Origin of the sequence: Streptomyces sp. NPDC091282 (genome assembly GCF_044757385.1) — a bacterium.
GTDB lineage: Bacteria > Actinomycetota > Actinomycetes > Streptomycetales > Streptomycetaceae > Streptomyces > Streptomyces gramineus.
Genome location: NZ_JBIVUX010000012.1, coordinates 100,104 through 116,971, shown reverse-complemented (window position 1 = coordinate 116,971; position 16,868 = coordinate 100,104). Strand labels below are relative to the sequence as shown.

General features: G+C 70.5%; 12 protein-coding genes. 7 read left to right on the top strand and 5 right to left on the bottom strand.

Features of this window, described 5'->3' with window-relative positions; genetic code table 11:
- Positions 1 to 228: 228 nt before the first annotated feature.
- Positions 229 to 1,197 carry a helix-turn-helix domain-containing protein gene (locus ACIQOE_RS38240; protein ID WP_351324855.1) on the bottom strand — a complete coding sequence of 323 codons (969 nt, stop codon included), beginning with the start codon at positions 1,195 to 1,197 and terminating at the stop codon, positions 229 to 231.
- A gap of 245 nt (positions 1,198 to 1,442) precedes the next feature.
- Between ACIQOE_RS38240 and ACIQOE_RS38235 the strand changes: the two genes are divergently transcribed.
- From ACIQOE_RS38235 to ACIQOE_RS38225, 3 genes are all read left to right on the top strand, one after another.
- Entirely contained in the window at positions 1,443 to 5,207 is a 3,765-nt protein-coding gene (locus tag ACIQOE_RS38235) for a S8 family serine peptidase (RefSeq protein WP_401416607.1), read from the top strand.
- Between the two features lie 224 nt (positions 5,208 to 5,431).
- Positions 5,432 to 8,068: a hypothetical protein gene (locus ACIQOE_RS38230; protein WP_401416605.1), complete on the top strand. Its 2,637-nt coding sequence runs from the start codon at positions 5,432 to 5,434 to the stop codon at positions 8,066 to 8,068.
- A 65-nt stretch (positions 8,069 to 8,133) separates the two neighbouring features.
- Positions 8,134 to 9,402, top strand: coding sequence for an SGNH/GDSL hydrolase family protein (locus tag ACIQOE_RS38225; RefSeq protein ID WP_401416603.1), 1,269 nt, complete (start codon positions 8,134 to 8,136; stop codon positions 9,400 to 9,402).
- Positions 9,403 to 9,456: 54 nt separating this feature from the next.
- Here the strand turns inward: ACIQOE_RS38225 and ACIQOE_RS38220 are convergent, their stop codons facing one another.
- Complete coding sequence (locus ACIQOE_RS38220) at positions 9,457 to 10,323, bottom strand: alpha/beta fold hydrolase (protein WP_401416600.1); 867 nt, start codon at positions 10,321 to 10,323, stop codon at positions 9,457 to 9,459.
- A 275-nt stretch (positions 10,324 to 10,598) separates the two neighbouring features.
- Between ACIQOE_RS38220 and ACIQOE_RS38215 the strand changes: the two genes are divergently transcribed.
- Both ACIQOE_RS38215 and ACIQOE_RS38210 read left to right on the top strand, forming a co-directional pair.
- Positions 10,599 to 11,246 (top strand): cysteine hydrolase, encoded by a 648-nt coding sequence (locus ACIQOE_RS38215; protein WP_401416598.1) that lies wholly within the window; start codon positions 10,599 to 10,601, stop codon positions 11,244 to 11,246.
- A gap of 71 nt (positions 11,247 to 11,317) precedes the next feature.
- A complete protein-coding gene (locus ACIQOE_RS38210) occupies positions 11,318 to 11,671 on the top strand; it encodes a DUF1622 domain-containing protein (protein ID WP_365575656.1) in 354 nt (117 codons plus the stop codon).
- 39 nt (positions 11,672 to 11,710) lie between these two features.
- Here the strand turns inward: ACIQOE_RS38210 and ACIQOE_RS38205 are convergent, their stop codons facing one another.
- Both ACIQOE_RS38205 and ACIQOE_RS38200 read right to left on the bottom strand, forming a co-directional pair.
- A complete protein-coding gene (locus tag ACIQOE_RS38205; RefSeq protein WP_362640746.1) occupies positions 11,711 to 12,319 on the bottom strand; it encodes a flavin reductase family protein in 609 nt (202 codons plus the stop codon).
- 121 nt (positions 12,320 to 12,440) lie between these two features.
- Positions 12,441 to 13,415, bottom strand: a complete 975-nt coding sequence (locus tag ACIQOE_RS38200) for an NADP-dependent oxidoreductase (RefSeq protein ID WP_401416596.1) — start codon at positions 13,413 to 13,415, stop codon at positions 12,441 to 12,443.
- Positions 13,416 to 13,799: 384 nt separating this feature from the next.
- Here ACIQOE_RS38200 and ACIQOE_RS38195 point away from each other — a divergent pair, with 384 nt between their 5' ends.
- Positions 13,800 to 14,273, top strand: coding sequence for a cupin domain-containing protein (locus tag ACIQOE_RS38195; RefSeq protein WP_351937818.1), 474 nt, complete (start codon positions 13,800 to 13,802; stop codon positions 14,271 to 14,273).
- 94 nt (positions 14,274 to 14,367) lie between these two features.
- On the top strand, positions 14,368 to 15,117 hold the full coding sequence (locus ACIQOE_RS38190; protein WP_401416594.1) for an SDR family oxidoreductase: 750 nt from the start codon (positions 14,368 to 14,370) through the stop codon (positions 15,115 to 15,117).
- A gap of 63 nt (positions 15,118 to 15,180) precedes the next feature.
- Here ACIQOE_RS38190 and ACIQOE_RS38185 read toward each other — a convergent pair whose 3' ends face one another.
- Entirely contained in the window at positions 15,181 to 16,848 is a 1,668-nt protein-coding gene (locus ACIQOE_RS38185) for an endo-1,3-beta-xylanase (RefSeq protein WP_401416591.1), read from the bottom strand.
- Positions 16,849 to 16,868: the final 20 nt, after the last annotated feature.

Sequence of the window (16,868 nt, the reverse complement as noted above, 5' to 3'; positions counted from 1 at the left end):
CGCAAGCCCAAGTACGTCCAGTACGAGGACTTCCGCCCGGCACTCCCCCAGCCTCCGGCCGGGGGGACCCCCAGAGCACGCACCTGACGCCGCGCGGCCCGCCCTCCGGGCGAACGACGGGACTTTCGCAACACGCCCTAGGACAGCCACGTCCCGGGCCCGCGCCTCCGAGACCATCTGCCCCCTATGAACACCGTCGAGGTGCGGAGGCCTGCCCAACCCGCGTCCCTAGATCCAGCCTCTCTTGGCCGCCTCCGCTCCCACCTGGAAGCGGGTTTCGAGGCCGAGGCCGGACGCGATCGCCCCGATCCGGCGGGTCACCGTGCGCGCGCTCGTGCCCAACTGCCGCGCGATCGCCTGGTCCTTGTAGCCCGCCTGCATCATCTTCAGCAGCAGGAGATCCTGCGGGCTCGGCCCGTCGGGCGTCGGCGGAGCGGTCGCGACGAGGGACTGCGCACGCTGCCAATAGGAGTCGAACAGCTCCAGGAGCGCGTCGAGCAGGCCCGACTGGTGGACGACGGCGATCCGGTCGTAGCGGCCCGGGACCAGTGCGACCAGCGCGACGCGCCGGTCCATGATGCGCAGCCTGAACGGCAGGGTCGGCAGGATGCGGGCCTGCTCGCCGATGCCGGCGAGGTGGGTGATCAGCTCGAAGCGGCCCGGCTGCGCCAGCGCCTCCTGCGTGTACACCGACCGGATGTCGACGCCCCGGCCCAGCAGGTCCATCGTCAGGGCCTCCTCCAACTCGGTGCTGTAGGGCCCGAGATAGGGAGGCCGGTCGAGCACCCAGAAATGGGTGCGGACCGACTGCATCAGTTCGGCGACGCGCTGGGTGATCTCCGCCTCGCCGGTGATCACTTCCACCAGGCCGGTCGGATCCTCCTGCAGCCGATGGGCACGGTACTCGTCCGCCAGGTCGTCGGCGGTGCCCCACACCGCGGTGAACGCCGCCTCGGTCTCGGCCCGGCGCCTGGCGAGCAGCGCCCGGAGCGCGGTGTGCGGACTGACCGGCCGGTACTGGCCGGGTGCTTCCCTCCTCAGCATGCCCAGGTCCACCAACCGGGAGACGGTCCGCCTGATCCGGCTGGGTGTGGTGCCCAGGGCCGCGGCGATCTCGGCCGCCGTCCGGTCGGACGCGGTGAGGTAGACGCGGTAGACCTGTTCGTCGAACTCGCTGATCCCCAGGGTGCTCAGCACCGGTTGCCCTCCCAGCGAACGCCGTCCGTCCAGCAGTTGGGACGGCGGTGGCGCGATTCGCCAACTGGCGATGTACGACACGAGTTTGATCTAGACATTCGTCGTTCACAAGCTTTCACTCTGATCGTTCACGCCACCTGTGGACGGGATCCGGGCACCCTCGGCGCCCACGACCGGTCAGGCGGCGCCACCTGGAGGGCGGAGGACGAACGTGCTCCGCCCGATCGCAAGCCGGGAGAGACCCTGTGAGAGCGCACCACCGCAGACGCTGGAGTGTGCCGGTTGCCGCCGGCGCCCTGGTGATGGCGTTGGCCGGCCCCTACGACGCGACGGCCTTCGCGTCCTCGGCGGCCCGTCCGAACGCCGCCGGCCACCCGTCCACCGCATCGATGTCCACCGCCTCTCCGTCCGACCGGGTGCCCGCGGGCGAGCACTCGGTGACGCTGATCACCGGTGACGTGGTCACCACCCGCCAGAACCCCGGCACCGGCGGCGGAACCGGAGGCGTCGTCAGTGTCCGTGGCGCCGACGGGCGTCCGGCGCAGACCCGGGTCCTGACGTCCGGGAACGACCTCTACGTGTTCCCCGAGTCGGTCCTGCCGTACGTCGCCAAGGGAATCCTGGACCGGCAGCTGTTCAACATCACGGCCATGATCGCCGACAGGTACGACGACGCGCACCGCGACCGGCTGCCACTCATCGTCTCCTACGCGCACACCACCGACGCCCTGAGCACGGCCGCCGCTGTGCCCCAGGGCGCGACCCGGGTCCGTACCCTCGACGGCATCGGCGGCGCCGCCCTCACCGCGGACCGCGCGCACGCCGCGGACTTCTGGAAGTCCGTCACGGCGACGCCGTCGGCCGACGGCGCCCGTGAGCGGTCCGCCGCACCGGCCTTCGCCGACGGGATCGCGCACATCTGGCTGGACGGCCTCGTCCACGCCGACCTCGCCGACAGCACGGCGCAGATCGGCGCCCCCCAGGTCTGGGCGGGAGGCGACACCGGACAGGGCGTGGACGTCGCCGTCCTGGACACCGGCGTCGACGCCGGACACCCCGACCTCGCGGACCGCGTCGCCGACCGCCGGAGCTTCGTACCGGACGAGACCACGGACGACCACTTCGGTCACGGCACGCACGTCGCGTCCATCATCGCCGGCACCGGCGCGGCCTCCGGCGGCAAGGAGAAGGGTGTCGCGCCCGGCGCCCGCCTCGACATCGGCAAGGTGCTGGACGACACCGGCTCAGGCCAGACCTCCTGGGTCCTGGCCGGCATGGAATGGGCCGCCGTCGACCAGCACGCCAAGGTCGTCAACATGAGCCTCGGCGACGGGGTGCCGTCCGACGGGACCGACCCCCTCAGCCAGGCCGTCGACACCCTCAGCGCCGAGACCGGCGCGCTGTTCGTGGTCGCGGCGGGCAACTCCGGGGCCCCGGACACCGTCAGCGCACCGGGCGCGGCGAGCGACGCGCTGACCGTGGGAGCCGTCGACTCGGCCGACACGCTGGCCGGGTTCTCCAGTCAGGGCCCCCGCGTCGACGGCGCGCTCAAGCCGGAGATCACCGCCCCCGGCGTCGACATCCTCGCGGCCAACTCCCAGTTCGACGGGAACGGCGAGGGCGCCTACCAGACCATGAGCGGCACCTCCATGGCCACGCCCCACGTGGCCGGCGCCGCCGCGCTGTTGGCCGCCGCCCACCCCGACCTGACCGGAAGCCAGTTGAAGGACCTGCTCGCCAGCAGCTCCCGGCAGACCCCGCAGTACGACGCCTTCCAGGCGGGCAGCGGCCGTCTCGACGTCGCCGCGGCCGCGCACGCGGGCGTCTTCGCGACGGCGACCGCGTACGCCGCACAGGTCCCGCAGAACCCCGCGGGCGGCGTGCGGCGCCCGGTCACGTACACCAACACCACGGACAAGCCCGTCACCCTCGCGCTGAGCGTGGACGCGGCACACGCCCCCGGCGGAGTGTTCCGGATCTCCGCCTCCCGGGTGACCGTGCCGGCGCACGGCAGCGCCGGTGTCACCGTGACGATCGACGGCTCCGGCGTCACCACCGCCGGCCGGTACAGCGGCCAGGTGCTCGCGAAGACCGCGGCCGGCGAGGTCGCGGCGCACACCGCCGTCGCCCTCGGAGACGTCGAGCACAAACTCACCATGCGGTTCAAGGACGCCCAGGGCCGGCCGATGTCCGGCGTGGTCGAACTCCTCAGGTCCGGTGACGACTCCCCGATGTTCGTCGAGATCGACGGCTCCGGCACGGGAGAGATGTACCTGCCGAACGACGTGTACTCGGTGCTGTCCTTCAAGACCGTGCAGGGCGTCCACGGACCCCACTCCTGGGGCATGGCGCTGCTCGGCGACCCCGACGTCCGCGTGGACCGCGACACCACCGTCACGCTGGACGCGTCCAGGATCGGCCGCGTCGACATGACGACACCACAACAGACCGAGACGACCTACCAGCGGCTGGACTACACCCGCCTGATGGGCGGCCAGGTCTGGCGCGACTACATGGAGACCCAGACCAACTACGACAGCCTCTGGGCCCAGCCGACCACCCACAAGGTCACCCACGGCGATTTCTACCTGGCGGCCCGCTGGCGCAAGGAGCAGCCCGCGCTGTCCGTCTCCACCAGGACGACCGACTTCACCGACGTGCTGCGCCAGGACGGCGTAACGCCCCTGCCCAAGGGCACCACCAAGCTCCCGCTGGTCTTCGCCGGCGAGGGCGCGACCGCCGACTACGCCCACCTCGACGTGCGCGGCAAGGCCGTGGTGGTACGCCGTAACGACGACGTCTCCGACATGGACCAGGCGGCCGCCGCGGTGACCGCGGGCGCGAAGCTCATGCTGGTCGTCAACAACGTGGACGGCCGCGGCTTCCGCTCCTACAACGCGCCGTTCAGCTCGACGCCCGTCCGTCTGGACGTGGGCCTGCTCAGCACCGACGAGGGCGAGAAGCTCGTACGGCAGGCGCAGACCCGGGGCGCCACGGTCACGGCCGGATCCGCGCCCGTGAGCCCGTACGTGTACGACCTGGACCTGACCTGGCACAACGAGATCCCCGCCCACCTGGTGGTGCAGGGCGGTGCCAAGAACCTCGCCCGGATCGACGAGACCTTCGACAGCCCCGCCCCGGGCAGCACCGGCGGCGAGTTCCGCTTCGACTGGCCCGACTACAACGCCTGGGCAATCGGCCCGATGATGCCGGAACCGGTCCGGGGCCAGCGCACCGACTGGGTCTCCACCGGCGGCTTCAACAGCTGGAGCCAGAGCGCCTACGCGGACGGCATGGTCTTCGAGGCCGGGGCCAAGACCTCCTACCGGCCGGGCAGCACGCAGTCGGAGGAGTGGTTCAAGCCGATCGAACGGCCCTACCTGAACGACACCTACAGCATGCCCACGCGCACGGGCGGCCACCTGTACCTCGACACCCCGGCCTGGGGCAGCCGCACGCACGTCGGCATGAACCAGATCGACGGCGGAGCGGAACAGCGCCAGACCCTCTACCAAGGCACCACCCAGCTGGGCACGGGCACGTTCACGAACGTCTCGGGCGACGCACCCGGCGCCGGACCCCTGCCCTACCGGCTGGTCGTCACCGGCAAGCGTGACGTGGCGTTCACTCCGTACTCCTCCCGCACGCGCACCGAGTGGGACTTCACCTCGAAGGCGTCGGCGGACGGCTCCGCCGCGGTGCTGCCGCTGGTGCAGCTCGACTACGAGGTCGCCACCGACGCGGCCGGGCGGGCCGGACGCCAGGACCTCGTGTCCGCCACCGCCGGTCAGCTGCCGGGCGCCGTCGGGGCCGGCCGGCTCGGCGCGGTCACCCTGGAGATGTCCTACGACGACGGCGCGACCTGGCACCCGGCCACCCGTGACCACGCGGGGCGGTTCCGCCTGGACGCGCCGAAGAAGGCGTCGTACGTCTCGCTCAGGGCGAGCGCCCGGGACTCGGCGGGCAACGCGGTGCACCAGACGGTGATCCGGGCGTTCGGCCTGCGCTGACGCCGCGCCGCGGTTCGCACAGAAGACGAGAACGGTCCGTCCGGAGGCCGCACGCCCCCGGACGGACCGTTCCGACGAGCCCGCCGACGACGGTACGGCCGCACTCTCTCCCGGAGAGATCGGATGGCGGCAGAGAATTTGCCTCCCAGATCTAGGACTTGGATCCCCGGTTCCGTACATTCATCGGATGTCTGAGCCATCGCTCGTCCTGTGGGAGATCGACCATGCGCACCGTTGTCGCCGCGTGCCTTGCTGCCGCCGTGGCCTGTCTCGGGTTCACCGGCGGCCCGCCCCGAGCCGTCGCCGCCGACGCGTCCGCCCACGCGCCGGACACCATCCTCCATGTCGCACCCGACGGGCGGGGTTCGGCGTGCGGTGACCGGAATCCATGCGGCCTCGAAACCGCTCGCGACCGCGCGAGATCCCTCGTCCCGCACGCCTCGGGCGATGTCGTGGTCGAACTGGCGGGCGGGACCTACCGGCTCACCGCTCCCTTCCGGCTCGGCGTCCAGGACTCGGGGCGGCCCGGCCACCCGGTGGTGTACCGGGCGGCCGCGGGACAGACGCCGGTGCTCAGCGGCGCGACCCGGATCACCGGCTTCACCCGGGTCGACGCCGCGAAGAACATCTACCGGGCCCGGGTACCCGAAGGCACCACCGGCCGCGAGCTGTTCGTCGACGGAACACGCGCCGACCGGGCCCGCGGGCCGCGCGACCCGGCGGGGTTCTCCGTGACCGCCACCGGCTTCACCACCTCCGACGCCTCCTACACCACGTGGACGAACCCGGCCCGGGTCGAGGTCGTCCACAACAGCGGCTGGAAGCAGATGCGCTGCCCGCTGGCGTCCATCACCCGCTCCGCGTCCGGCGGTTCGGACCTCACCGTCGATCCCGGCTGCTGGAACAACAACCACAACGCGGTGCCCAACCCGAGCTTCCCCTTCAACGGAGCCGGACTGCCGACGATGGACGGCGTCAGCTGGCTGGAGAACGCCTACCAACTCCTCGGCACACCGGGCCAGTTCTATCTCGACGAGGCCGCCGGATACCTCTACTACGTGCCGCGCGCCGACGAGAACCTGGCGACGGCGGACGTCGAACTGCCCGTGGCGCCCGAACTGCTCGACGCCTCGGGCACCCCGGGACACCTGGCCCCCGTCAACGACACCGACTGGCGGGCCGACTACACCGGCAGCTGGGGCTACTCCGCCGGCCGGCACCTCGGCGACCTGGACGCCGACGTCCACTACACCTCCGGCAACGGCGACGCCGTCTCCTACACCTTCACCGGCACCGGCATCCAGGTGCTGTCGGAGACCAACTCCGACGAAGGCACCGCGGACGTGTACATCGACGGGAAGAAGGTCTCGACTGTCTCCGGCGACGGCCCGGGACGCCTCGCCCAGCAGGCCATGGTCTCCGTCACCGGACTGCCCAAGGGCCCGCACACCCTGCGTCTGGTCAAGACCGGCGGCTCCTACCTGCTCGTCGACGGCTTCACCGTGATCCCCGACGCCGTGGCCCCCGTGCACGACCTCGCCTTCTCCGGACTGACCTTCGCCTACACCACGTGGAACGCCCCGTCCGCCGAGGGCTACGTGGACAACCAGGCCGGGGTGCTCTGGGACCCCGCCACCCGCACCCCCGTTCGCATCCCGGCCGCGGTCCAGGTGCACCGCGGCACACGGATCTCCTTCTCCCACGACGTGGTCCGGCACACCGGCACCAGCGGCATCGACCTGGCCGACCAGACGCAGGACTCCACCGTCGCGGACAGCGCCATCACCGACACCTCCGGCACCGGCGTCTCGGTCGGCGAGGTGGACGACTACTACCAGACCGACCCCGCCCTGATGACGAGCGGCGACACAGTCTCCGGCAACACCATGCGGTTCCCCGGCCAGGAGTACCAGGACGCGGTCGGCGTCTGGGTCGGCCACAGCAGGACGACGACCGTCTCCCACAACGACATCGGCTACACCCCCTACTCCGGCATGTCCGTCGGCTGGGGCTGGGGATGGACGTCGAACTGCACCCTGCAGGCCAAACAAGGTCTGCCCGACCCCTGCCTGCACGGCACCACGTACGCGGGCGGCAACAAGATCCTCGGCAACCACGTGCACAGCGTGATGGGCGCGCTCTTCGACGGCGGTCCGATCTACACCCTCGGCGGCCAGTCGGCACCCTCCGAACTCGCCGGCAACGTCCTCTCGGAGTGCATCGACGGCTGCAACATGATCTACCACGACGAGGGCAGCTCGATGTGGAACACCCACGACAACGTCGTGCGCTTCGCCAACGGATCGCTCTGGACGAACCTGTGGACGCCGAGCATCCACGACGACACGATCCACGACAACTACAGCGACACCGCCTCCTACAACAACAGCGGCACCGACATCGCGTTCCAGCAGGCCACGGTGGTGACCGACGGGAACTGGCCGCCGGCGGCCAGGGCCATCATCAAGGACGCGGGCCCCGGCACCCTCCCGGGCGGCACCGTCGACGACGACGACCTGCGGATCTCCTACACCGGCAGCTGGTCCTCCAGCGGCTCCCGCGGCTACGGCGACCTGGACGACGGCGTGCACTACACCCAGCACGACGGCGCCGCCGCGACGATCACCTTCACCGGCACCGGGATCACCTTCCTCACCGAGACCAACTCCGACGAAGGCGACATCGCCGTCTCCCTGGACGGCGGCCCCGAGCAGACCGTCAGCGCGAACACCCCGCAACGGCACGCCCGGCAGAGCGTGTACACGGTCGCGGACCTGCCCGCCGGCACCCACACCCTGACGCTCACCAAGGCCGGCGGCGACTACCTCCTGGTGGACGGCTTCACCCTGAACCGGCCGTAGGGCCACGGTCACAGGCACCTCGTCGCCATCGCGGCCGGCCACGCGCCGGGAGAAAGGACACACCCATGCTCTCCGCACCTAGACACAGACTGTTCACCGTGCTGACGGCACCCGCCGCGGTCGTCGCACTGATCGCCGGCGCGCAGGTCGCCGTCGGCCGGACGGCCGCCTCCCCGGCCGCCGGATCCACCGCCCCGCACACCCAGGTGCCGCAGGAACGCCGGGTCGCGGCCTGGTCGCCGAGCATGACGGCCGGCGGACCGAACTTCGACGACCAGACCATCCGGATGGTCGCGCACTCCACCGTCGACGGCGGCGCCCTGCGCATCCACCTGTCCAACCTGCGCGGCACCATCCCGCTGACGGTCGGCGACGTCACCGTCGGCGCGCAGGCCGGCCGGGCGACGGCGGCCGCCGGGTCACTGCGCCCGGTCACCTTCGCCCACCGGCGGTCCGTGACCGTCCCCACCGGCGGGGAAGTGGTCAGCGACCCGGTGGCGATGCACGTCAAGGCCGACCAGAGCGTCCTGGTCAGCGTCTACCTGCCGCACGCGACCAGTTCGGCCACCTGGCACTCCGACGCCTTCGACACCAGCTACCTGTCGGGGCCGGGCGACCACACCGCCGAGACGTCCGACGCGTCCTACGTCGCGTCGCGGACCTCCTGGTACTACCTGTCCGGCATCGACGTCGTACCGACGCGCGCCCGCGGCACGGTGGTGGCGTTCGGGGACTCGATAACCGACGGCTACAACACCCCGGCGGGGGCCTACCGCCGATGGCCCGACGACCTCGCCCGGCGACTGGCGGCAACCCGCCCGATGGCCGTCGTCGACGCGGGCATAGGCGGCAACCGCGTCCTGACGGACGTCCCCAACATCTGGCAGGGCGTCAGCGCGAAGAAGCGGTTCGCCCATGACGCGCTCGGCCAGCCGGGAGTACGGGACGTGATCCTCCTGCAGGGCATCAACGACATCGGCAACAACCAGGGTCCCGACGGCGCGCCACTGACCACGCAGGACCTGATCGACGGCTACCGCGACCTGATCCGGCAGGCCCACGCCGCCGGAGTCCGCGTCATCGGCGGCACCATGCTGCCCGACAAGGGCAACGGCTACTACTCCCACTCCGCGGAGGCGATCCGCCAGGCGGCCAACCACTGGATCCGCACCAGCGGGGCCTTCGGCGGCGTGGTCGACTTCGACAAGGCCGTCGCCGACCCGGCCGACCCGGCCGCCCTGAACCCGGCGTACGACTCCGGCGACCACATCCATCCCAACGAGTCCGGCATGCAGGCCCTGGCGGACGCGGTCGACCTCTCCCAGCTGACGTGAGAGACGGTTCTCGGTGGGCGGTGACCCCTTCCGGTCACCGCCCGTCTCTCAGGTTCAGGTGAGGACACGCCCGAGGAAACCGTGGATGTACCCGCTGATGGCGTCCAGGTGTGTCTCGAGGGCGAAGTGCCCGGCGGGCAGCAGGTGCACCTCGGCCTCGGGCAGGTCGCGCGAGAACGCACGCGCGCCGTCCGGCCCGAAGATCTCGTCCCGTTCGCCCCACACCGCGAGCAGCGGCACCTGACTGCTGCGGAAGTACTCCTGCAGCTTCGGGTAGCCCTCGATGTTCGTGGGATAGTCACGGAACAGGGCGAGCTGGATCTCGTCGTTCCCGGGCCGCTCCAGCAGCAGTTGGTCGAACATCCAGGTGTCCGGGCTGACGAGACTGGCGTCGGACGCGCCGTTCTCGTACTGCCAACGCGTCGTGCTGGGGCTGAACTTGGCGCGCGCGCCCGGCTCCGTCTCCCGGCTGGGCTCGGTGGCGTACGCGAACAGATCGTCCCAGAAGGGCTGGGCGAAACCCTCCATGTACGCGTTCCCGCTCTGCGAGATGATCGCGCTGACGTCGAAGGAAGGGCTGAGTGCCAGCCGCCACCCGATCGGCGCCCCGTAGTCGTGCACATAGATCGCGAAGCGCCGGATGCCCAGCTGCTCCAGCAGCCCGGCGGTGACCGCCGCCAGGTTGTCGAAGGTGTAGTCGAACTCGTCCACCTTCGGCATGGCCGAGTGACCGTACCCGATATGGTCCGTGGCGATCACGTGGTAGTCGTCGGCCAGTGCGGGGACGAGATGGCGGAACATGTGTGAGCTGCTCGGGAATCCGTGGAGCAGCAGCACGACCGGCGCGTCGCTGGGGCCCGCTTCTCGGTAGAAGACCTTCTGCCCCATGACGGTCGCTGACTTGTGTCGCGTGGGAAGCACATCTACCTCCTGCACCCTCCGGCATCGAATCCGTCAGACCCACCCACGTGCCGGTCGCATGCGCTCGGCCATGGGCGGCCGTCGCGGAGCCGAAGGCTGCTCCCTCTGCGCGGTGTCGTGGCCCCACGGCATATGACGTCCATTCCCACGCACCACGCTAGTCCCGGCCGTCGGGAAGGACAACGCGGGCTGCTGTCCGCAGGCCGGCGAAAGGCGCTGCGGAACGCTCTGTGATGGGGCAAGGTGGAATGAAAGGACGTGGTGAGGAGCGTCAGGTGGAATTCAAGAGGACCGACACGGCCGTGGTGTTCATTGACCCACAGAACGACGTGCTGAGCGAAGACGGTGCGAACTGGGACGTGGTGGGGGAGAGCGTCACGGAGAACAGGACCGTCGAGAATATGGAGAGAATATTCGAGGCGGCGAAAGCGGGCGGATATGAAGTCTTCATCTCGCCTCACTATTTCTATCCGACCGATCACGGATGGCGAATGAACGGCCCGCTCGAGACGAGCGAGCTGGAGACCCGCACATTCGCACGGGCCGGACAGCTCGATCTCGCCGGCTTCCGGAACTCGGGGGCGGACTGGGTGGACCGTTTCAAGCCCTACATCGAAGACGGGAAAACGGTGGTCGCCAGCCCGCACAAGGTGTTCGGTCCCGAATCCAACGACCTGGCGCTGCAACTGCGCAAGCGGGGAATGCAGAAGATCATCCTGGGCGGGATGCTGGCGAACATGTGCGTCGAGTCCCACATGCGTCACCTCATCGAGGAGGGGTTCGAGGTCGCGGTGGTCAGGGATGCGACAGCCGGTCCCCGGCACCCGGAATGGGGCGACGGGTATCAGGCCGCGATCATCAACTACCGCTTTTTCGCGCATGCCTTGCTGTCGACCGACGACGTGCTCGACGGAATGCGCTGAGCCGCCCGCGGCCTGTCGTGGAGGTCGCGGACCGCAAGCGAGTGGATCCAGGTCGGCGTGAGAGGGACACCGTGGAATTCCAACCCGTCGTGGAGCAGGTCGGTCGTGCCGTGGACGCCGCGGGCGTGGCGATCATCGTCGTGGGGACGCTCTTGGCGACCGTGATGGCGGCTGTACGACTCGTGCGCGGGCAAACGGACGTCTATCGCGGCTGTCGCCGTCGCATCGGGCAGTCGATCCTGCTGGGGCTGGAGTTTCTCGTGGCCGGGGACATCATTCGTACGGTCGCCGTGGCACCGACGTACGAAAGCGTCGGAGTGCTGGCCGTGATCGTCGGCATCCGTACCTTCCTCAGCTTTTCTCTGGAACTCGAGATCACCGGGCGATGGCCATGGCAGAATCCCGTGGCCGAGGTCAAGGACTGAGCCCCACGCGGAGCCGGAGTCCATCGGTGCGGCGGCTCGTCACCGCGTCCCGGGCTCCTCGTACGGGATCCGGTTCAGATGCACGATGTCGCCGAGGGTGCCCCATTCGTCGCCGCCGAGCTTGGTGAGCGGACGCAGTCGCTCACTGTCGGGCCGGCCGTCGACGAGACAGTCCTCGTCCACCGCCGCGTGCAGGACACGCCCGAAGACCAGGGTGGAGTTGCCCATGCGCAGGGTGGTGTGGGACCGGCATTCCAGCACCGCGTGGGAGGCGGCCACTCGCGGGGGCCGGACGCTCCTGCTGGCCTCGCGCTCGATACCGGCGGTGCCGAACTCGCTGACCGACCGGGGAAAGTCGATGGCCGTGGCGTTGATCAGGTGCAGGAGTGGCTCGGAGGAGAAATTGACGACGAACTCCCCGGTGTCCTCGACGTTCCGCAACGAGTCCTTGCGCCCGATCGACGTGAACTGGACGATCGGCGGGTCGGTGCTGGCGATGCTGAAGAAGGAGTGCGGTGCCAGGTTCTCGGTGTCCCCGTCCGGCGTGACCGTGGATACCCAGGCGATCGGCCGCGGGACGACGACCGAGGTCAGCAGCCGGTAGAAGTCGGCACCGCTCATCGCCTCGGGGGAGTATTCGACGCGCATGCCGCCCAGTATCGAGTCGGGCACGTCGGCTCGCGGGGTAGGCGGCGGGTGCGTGTCGTCCCGCGGCCGATGAGGGCACCGGGTCACCGGGCGGAGGCCCGGTGACCCGCGAGGTCGGCGTTCAGCCGGTGACGCCGTCGCCGTCGTCCTCGACCACCCGGATCACGATCTTCCCGCGCGGGTGCTCCGACTCCAGGGCCTCGTAGGCGCCACGGGTCGCGGACAGCGGGACCACCCGGTCCACGACCGGCTTGAGCCGACCGTCGTCAATCAGTGCGGTGATCGCCTCCAGACCGGGACGGTCGGGCTCCACGACGAAGAACACCCCGCGTGCGCCGCGCGCGGCGGCGTCATCGGCGTCCGGCGGCTGCACGATGCTGACCAGGGTCCCGCCGGGGCGAAGCACCGGCCATGAACGGGCCAGGGTCTCGCCGCCCACGGTGTCCAGCACCACGTCGGCGCCGTCGACAAGGTCCTCGAAGCGTTCACCGGCGTAGTCGACGACCCGGTCGGCGCCGAGCCCCGAGACGAAGTCACGGTTCCGCGCGGCCGCCGTTGCCGTCACCCGCGCGCCGAGTGCCGCCGCGATCTGCACGGCGAACGAGCCGACGCCTCCGGCACCCCCGTGGACCAGGACGTGCTGCCCGGAAGCCAGCGAGGCCTTGCCGACGAGTGCCTGCCAGGCCGTGAGGGCGGCCAGCGGGACGGCGGCCGCGTCGCCATGGGCGAGCCGTGACGGCTTCGCCGCCAGTACGTCCGCCGGAGCGGCGACGTACTCCGCGGCCGCTCCGTTGCGGGTGAACGGGATCAGCCCGTACACCTCGTCCCCCACGGACAGACCGGTGACGCCGGGGCCGAGTTCGGCCACGACACCGCTGACCTCGTGAGACGGCACGATCGGCGTCCGGTCGCTGCCGCTGCCGTCGAAACTGTCGGTCCAGGTCGCGTCCCAGGCGAGTTCGCCGTTCGTGACGGAGGCGGCGTGCACGGACACGAGCACCTCGCCCGCGGCCGGTACGGGGCGCGGCGCGTTCTCGTACACCAGTTGTTCCGGCCCACCCCGCTTGTGGGCTCGTACGGCACGCATGGTCGTCATCGATCCGGCACTCCTCTCGATGCGGGCGGTGTTCCCGTCGTCCCCGTGGGTGCGCGCTCGTGGGTTCACCGCGGTGTGGGTCGTGGGAGTCACGATGCCAGCCGCCGGACCAGATGACCTGGGGCATGGGGCTGAAACCCGCGGGAACGTAGTCGGACCGGAGCAGCAGCCCCAGGGGCCGGCGCAGGGCGCGGCCGCAGCCGATGCCGGGCCGCGAGAGGCCTCCTAAGCTGGACATGCCCGGGACCCGTCGGACGGGGCTCATCCGCGAGCAACGGTGGAAGCGCCCGCTCGCCCGGCTTTCACATGCCCGGTCTCTCCGCGTGAGCCGCTCCTCCGGCGAGCGGACATCAGCATCACCGCAGACCCGACAGGAGACCGATCATGATCGGACCACGGATCGCCGGTGGCCTGCTGGCAGTCGCCACGCTGACCACGGCCACCGCCTGCGCAAGCCTGGATCCGAGCGCACGGGCCGGGGAAGCCAGGGTTGCCGCGTCGTCATCGACACGCCCCACGGATCACCTCGACCTGCTGGTGCAGCAGGCTCTGCCGAACGTGAAGGGCAAGACGTTCACCTCGGCGATCGTCGACCTCCCGCCCGACGCGCGCGCCGCGCCGCACCGGCACGGCCAGGCGTTCGTGTACGCCTACGTCCTCGAAGGCACCGTGCGCAGTCAGCTGGCCGACAAGCCGGTGACCGTGTACCACCAGGGGCAGAACTGGGTCGAGGAGCCAGGAGCCCATCACCTCCTGACCGAGAACACCAGCACGACCAAGGCGGCCAAGCTCCTGGTCGTCTTCGTCTCCGACACCGGAGCCAGTCTCAAGACCGACGACCCGGGAGCGCCGGGTTGATCCGTCCGGGGCCACATGGCGTAGCCCTGGCGGCAGCCGTCACCGTGCCGACCTACGGTCGAAGGCACAGGTCACTCCACCAAGGGGCGCAGGCATGAAGACAGCCGTGATCGGCGGCACCGGCTTCGTCGGTACGAGGCTCGTGGAGAGGCTGCGGGCGACCGGGCACGAGACGACGTCCCACGGCAGGTCCACGGGTCTCGACCTCCTGACGGGCGCGGGACTGCCGGACGCGCTCCGCTCGGTCGACGTCGTCGTGCTCACGATCGACGCGCCGTCCTTCGACGCGGCCGCATCGCCGTTCTTCCGCAGCACCACGCTGAACCTTCTCGCGGCCGCAGGCACGGCGGGCGTCGGCCACGTCGTCCTGCTGTCGATCGTCGGGATCGACCGGGTGCCGGACGTCGCCTACTACACGGCCAAGGTTCTTCAGGAGGATCTCATCAGGTCGGGCCCCATCCCCTCCTCGGTCGTACGGGCCACGCAGTTCATGGAGTTCGTGGAACCCATCATGTCGTGGACCAGCGAGGACGACATCGTCCGCCTCCCCACGACCAGGCTGCAGCCGGTCGCCGTGGACGACGTCGTCGGCACACTGGCCGACGTGGCGACCGGCCCACCGGTCGACGGCATCGTCAACGCCGCGGGACCCGACGTCTTCCCGCTGGACGAACTGGGCCGCATCACCCTGCGGGCAACCGGTGACCGGCGCACGGTCGTGGTGGACGAGTCGGCGGGTCTGTTCGGCGCGGTCCCCGAGGACGCCCTCGTCGCGCCGCCCGGAGCGCGCATCGGGAGCGTGAACTACGCCGACTGGCTCGCCTGCCGGCCTCCGCTGTCCTGACCACGTGATCGTCCGGGCGGCGACCCCGACACCTGGTCGGGGGCGCCGCCCGGGTCTCGGCGCTCAGCCGGTGAAGGTGTAGTGGGGCGTGGTGTTCTGGTACGTCTGGGTGGTGGGCTGGTAGTCGAAGTAGTAGGTGAGGGTGGTGCCCGCGGGCACGGTGACGGGCAGTTCCCAGCGGGCGGTGGAACTGTTGTAGGTGGCCATGTAGTTGAGCTGGCCGCCGCCCGCCAGGGAGTAGTGCACGGCGACGAAGGTCTCGGCCGCGCCGCTCGGCTTGAACCAGATGGTGTCGTGGCCGCTACCCCCGGTGGCCACTCCCTGGGTGAAGTCACCGCTCGGCGGCGGAGTGGTGCCGCCGGTGGAGCCGCCCGTCGACCCGCCGGTGGAGCCGCCGGACGTGCCACCGCCGGTCGAGCCGCCCGTCGAACCGCCTGACGTGCCACCGCCCGCGCAGGTGCCGCTCGTGCCGCCCACGAAGACGCACTTGCGGAGTTCGCCGAGGAACGCGTCCCGGACGGCCGGGTCGGCCTGGACGCGGGCGTCGCCCCAGTAGCCGTTGGCGCAGCCGGTGCCGCCGGCGGGCGCGCCGTTCGCGCACTGCCACTGGGTCTGGGCGTCCCAGTCGGTGTTGATGTACGCGGCGACGCGGATGACGTCGCTGTTCTGCTCGATCCAGGACCAGTAGCCCGCGTACCACTCGCTGAGCAGCGTGCCGGCGCTGGTGGCCTGGGGATTCTTCTTCATGATGCAGCTCTTGGTGTGGCCCGAGGTGCTGTAGCCCTGCGGCGAGGCTTCCGCGATCATGACCGGTTTGCCGTGGGAGCGGGCGAAGTCCAGCACCCGGTTCTGCAGGGTGACGGGGTTGACGTCGTAGCTGCTGCAGCCCCATTGGGTCGCCAGCGAACCGGAGTTGTAGAAGTCGGACAGGCCCACGTAGTCCACGTACTGGTCACCGGGGTACCAGGGGTTGAGGTGGTTGGCGTCGGTGACCGTGTAGTTGTACTCGGGGTGGTCGGGGGAGGCGTTCAGCGGCCATGCGGCGGACTGCCACACGGTGGCGACCTTCGCCGCGCCGAGTGCGTCGATGCGGCCCTTGATGTACTGGAAGGCCTGCTTGTAGTAGTCGGCGTTGTAGCAGTTCCAGGGGCCGTCGAACTCGTAGCCGATGCGCAGGAAGACCGGGCGGCCCCAGGACTTGAACTGGTTGAGCATGCGGTCGATGTCGCCGCGGTACTGCTGGGTGAGCTGCGGGGTGATGTCGGCGTCCGAGCGGCCGATGATCGCGCGCAGCGGCTGGTTGCCGCAGCCCGCGGTGGCGTCCGACAGGTACAGGCCGACGGCGAGGGCCGCGCCCGGATACTGGCCGAGCGTCTTGTTGAAGTCGACGGTGCCGCTGCCCCAGTCGGCGGGGGAGAACATCCCCGCCAGCGGCGCGGGGCTGCCGCCCTCGACGAGGTTGGTGTAGAGGGTGACGCCGCCGGGCTGAGGGGCGTTGAGGGCGGTGTTGTCCAGGACCTGCGTCTTGTAGTCGGACAGCGTGTCGGAGTCCTGCCCCATCACGGGCAGGATCTTGCCGTCGGCGGGCAGATTGCGCGCGGTGAGCGCGGCGCTCGTCGTGTCGCTCGCGGTGGTGCTGGCGGCGGTGCTGGGCGCCGTGCCCGCCGTGAGCAGGGCGAGCGTGGCGGCCACCGCGGTGGCGGACGCCGTCAGGGCGGTGCGAAGTCTCAAGGCGGACTCCCTGGCTGTGG

Coding starts and splice junctions, on each gene's coding strand:
- ACIQOE_RS38230 (WP_401416605.1), top strand. CDS start 5,432: ATGCGCACCGTTGTCGCCGCGTGCCTTGCTGCCGCCGTGGCCTGTCTC.
- ACIQOE_RS38225 (WP_401416603.1), top strand. CDS start 8,134: ATGCTCTCCGCACCTAGACACAGACTGTTCACCGTGCTGACGGCACCC.
- ACIQOE_RS38205 (WP_362640746.1), bottom strand. CDS start 12,319: ATGCGCGTCGAATACTCCCCCGAGGCGATGAGCGGTGCCGACTTCTAC.
- ACIQOE_RS38200 (WP_401416596.1), bottom strand. CDS start 13,415: ATGACGACCATGCGTGCCGTACGAGCCCACAAGCGGGGTGGGCCGGAA.
- ACIQOE_RS38195 (WP_351937818.1), top strand. CDS start 13,800: ATGATCGGACCACGGATCGCCGGTGGCCTGCTGGCAGTCGCCACGCTG.
- ACIQOE_RS38190 (WP_401416594.1), top strand. CDS start 14,368: ATGAAGACAGCCGTGATCGGCGGCACCGGCTTCGTCGGTACGAGGCTC.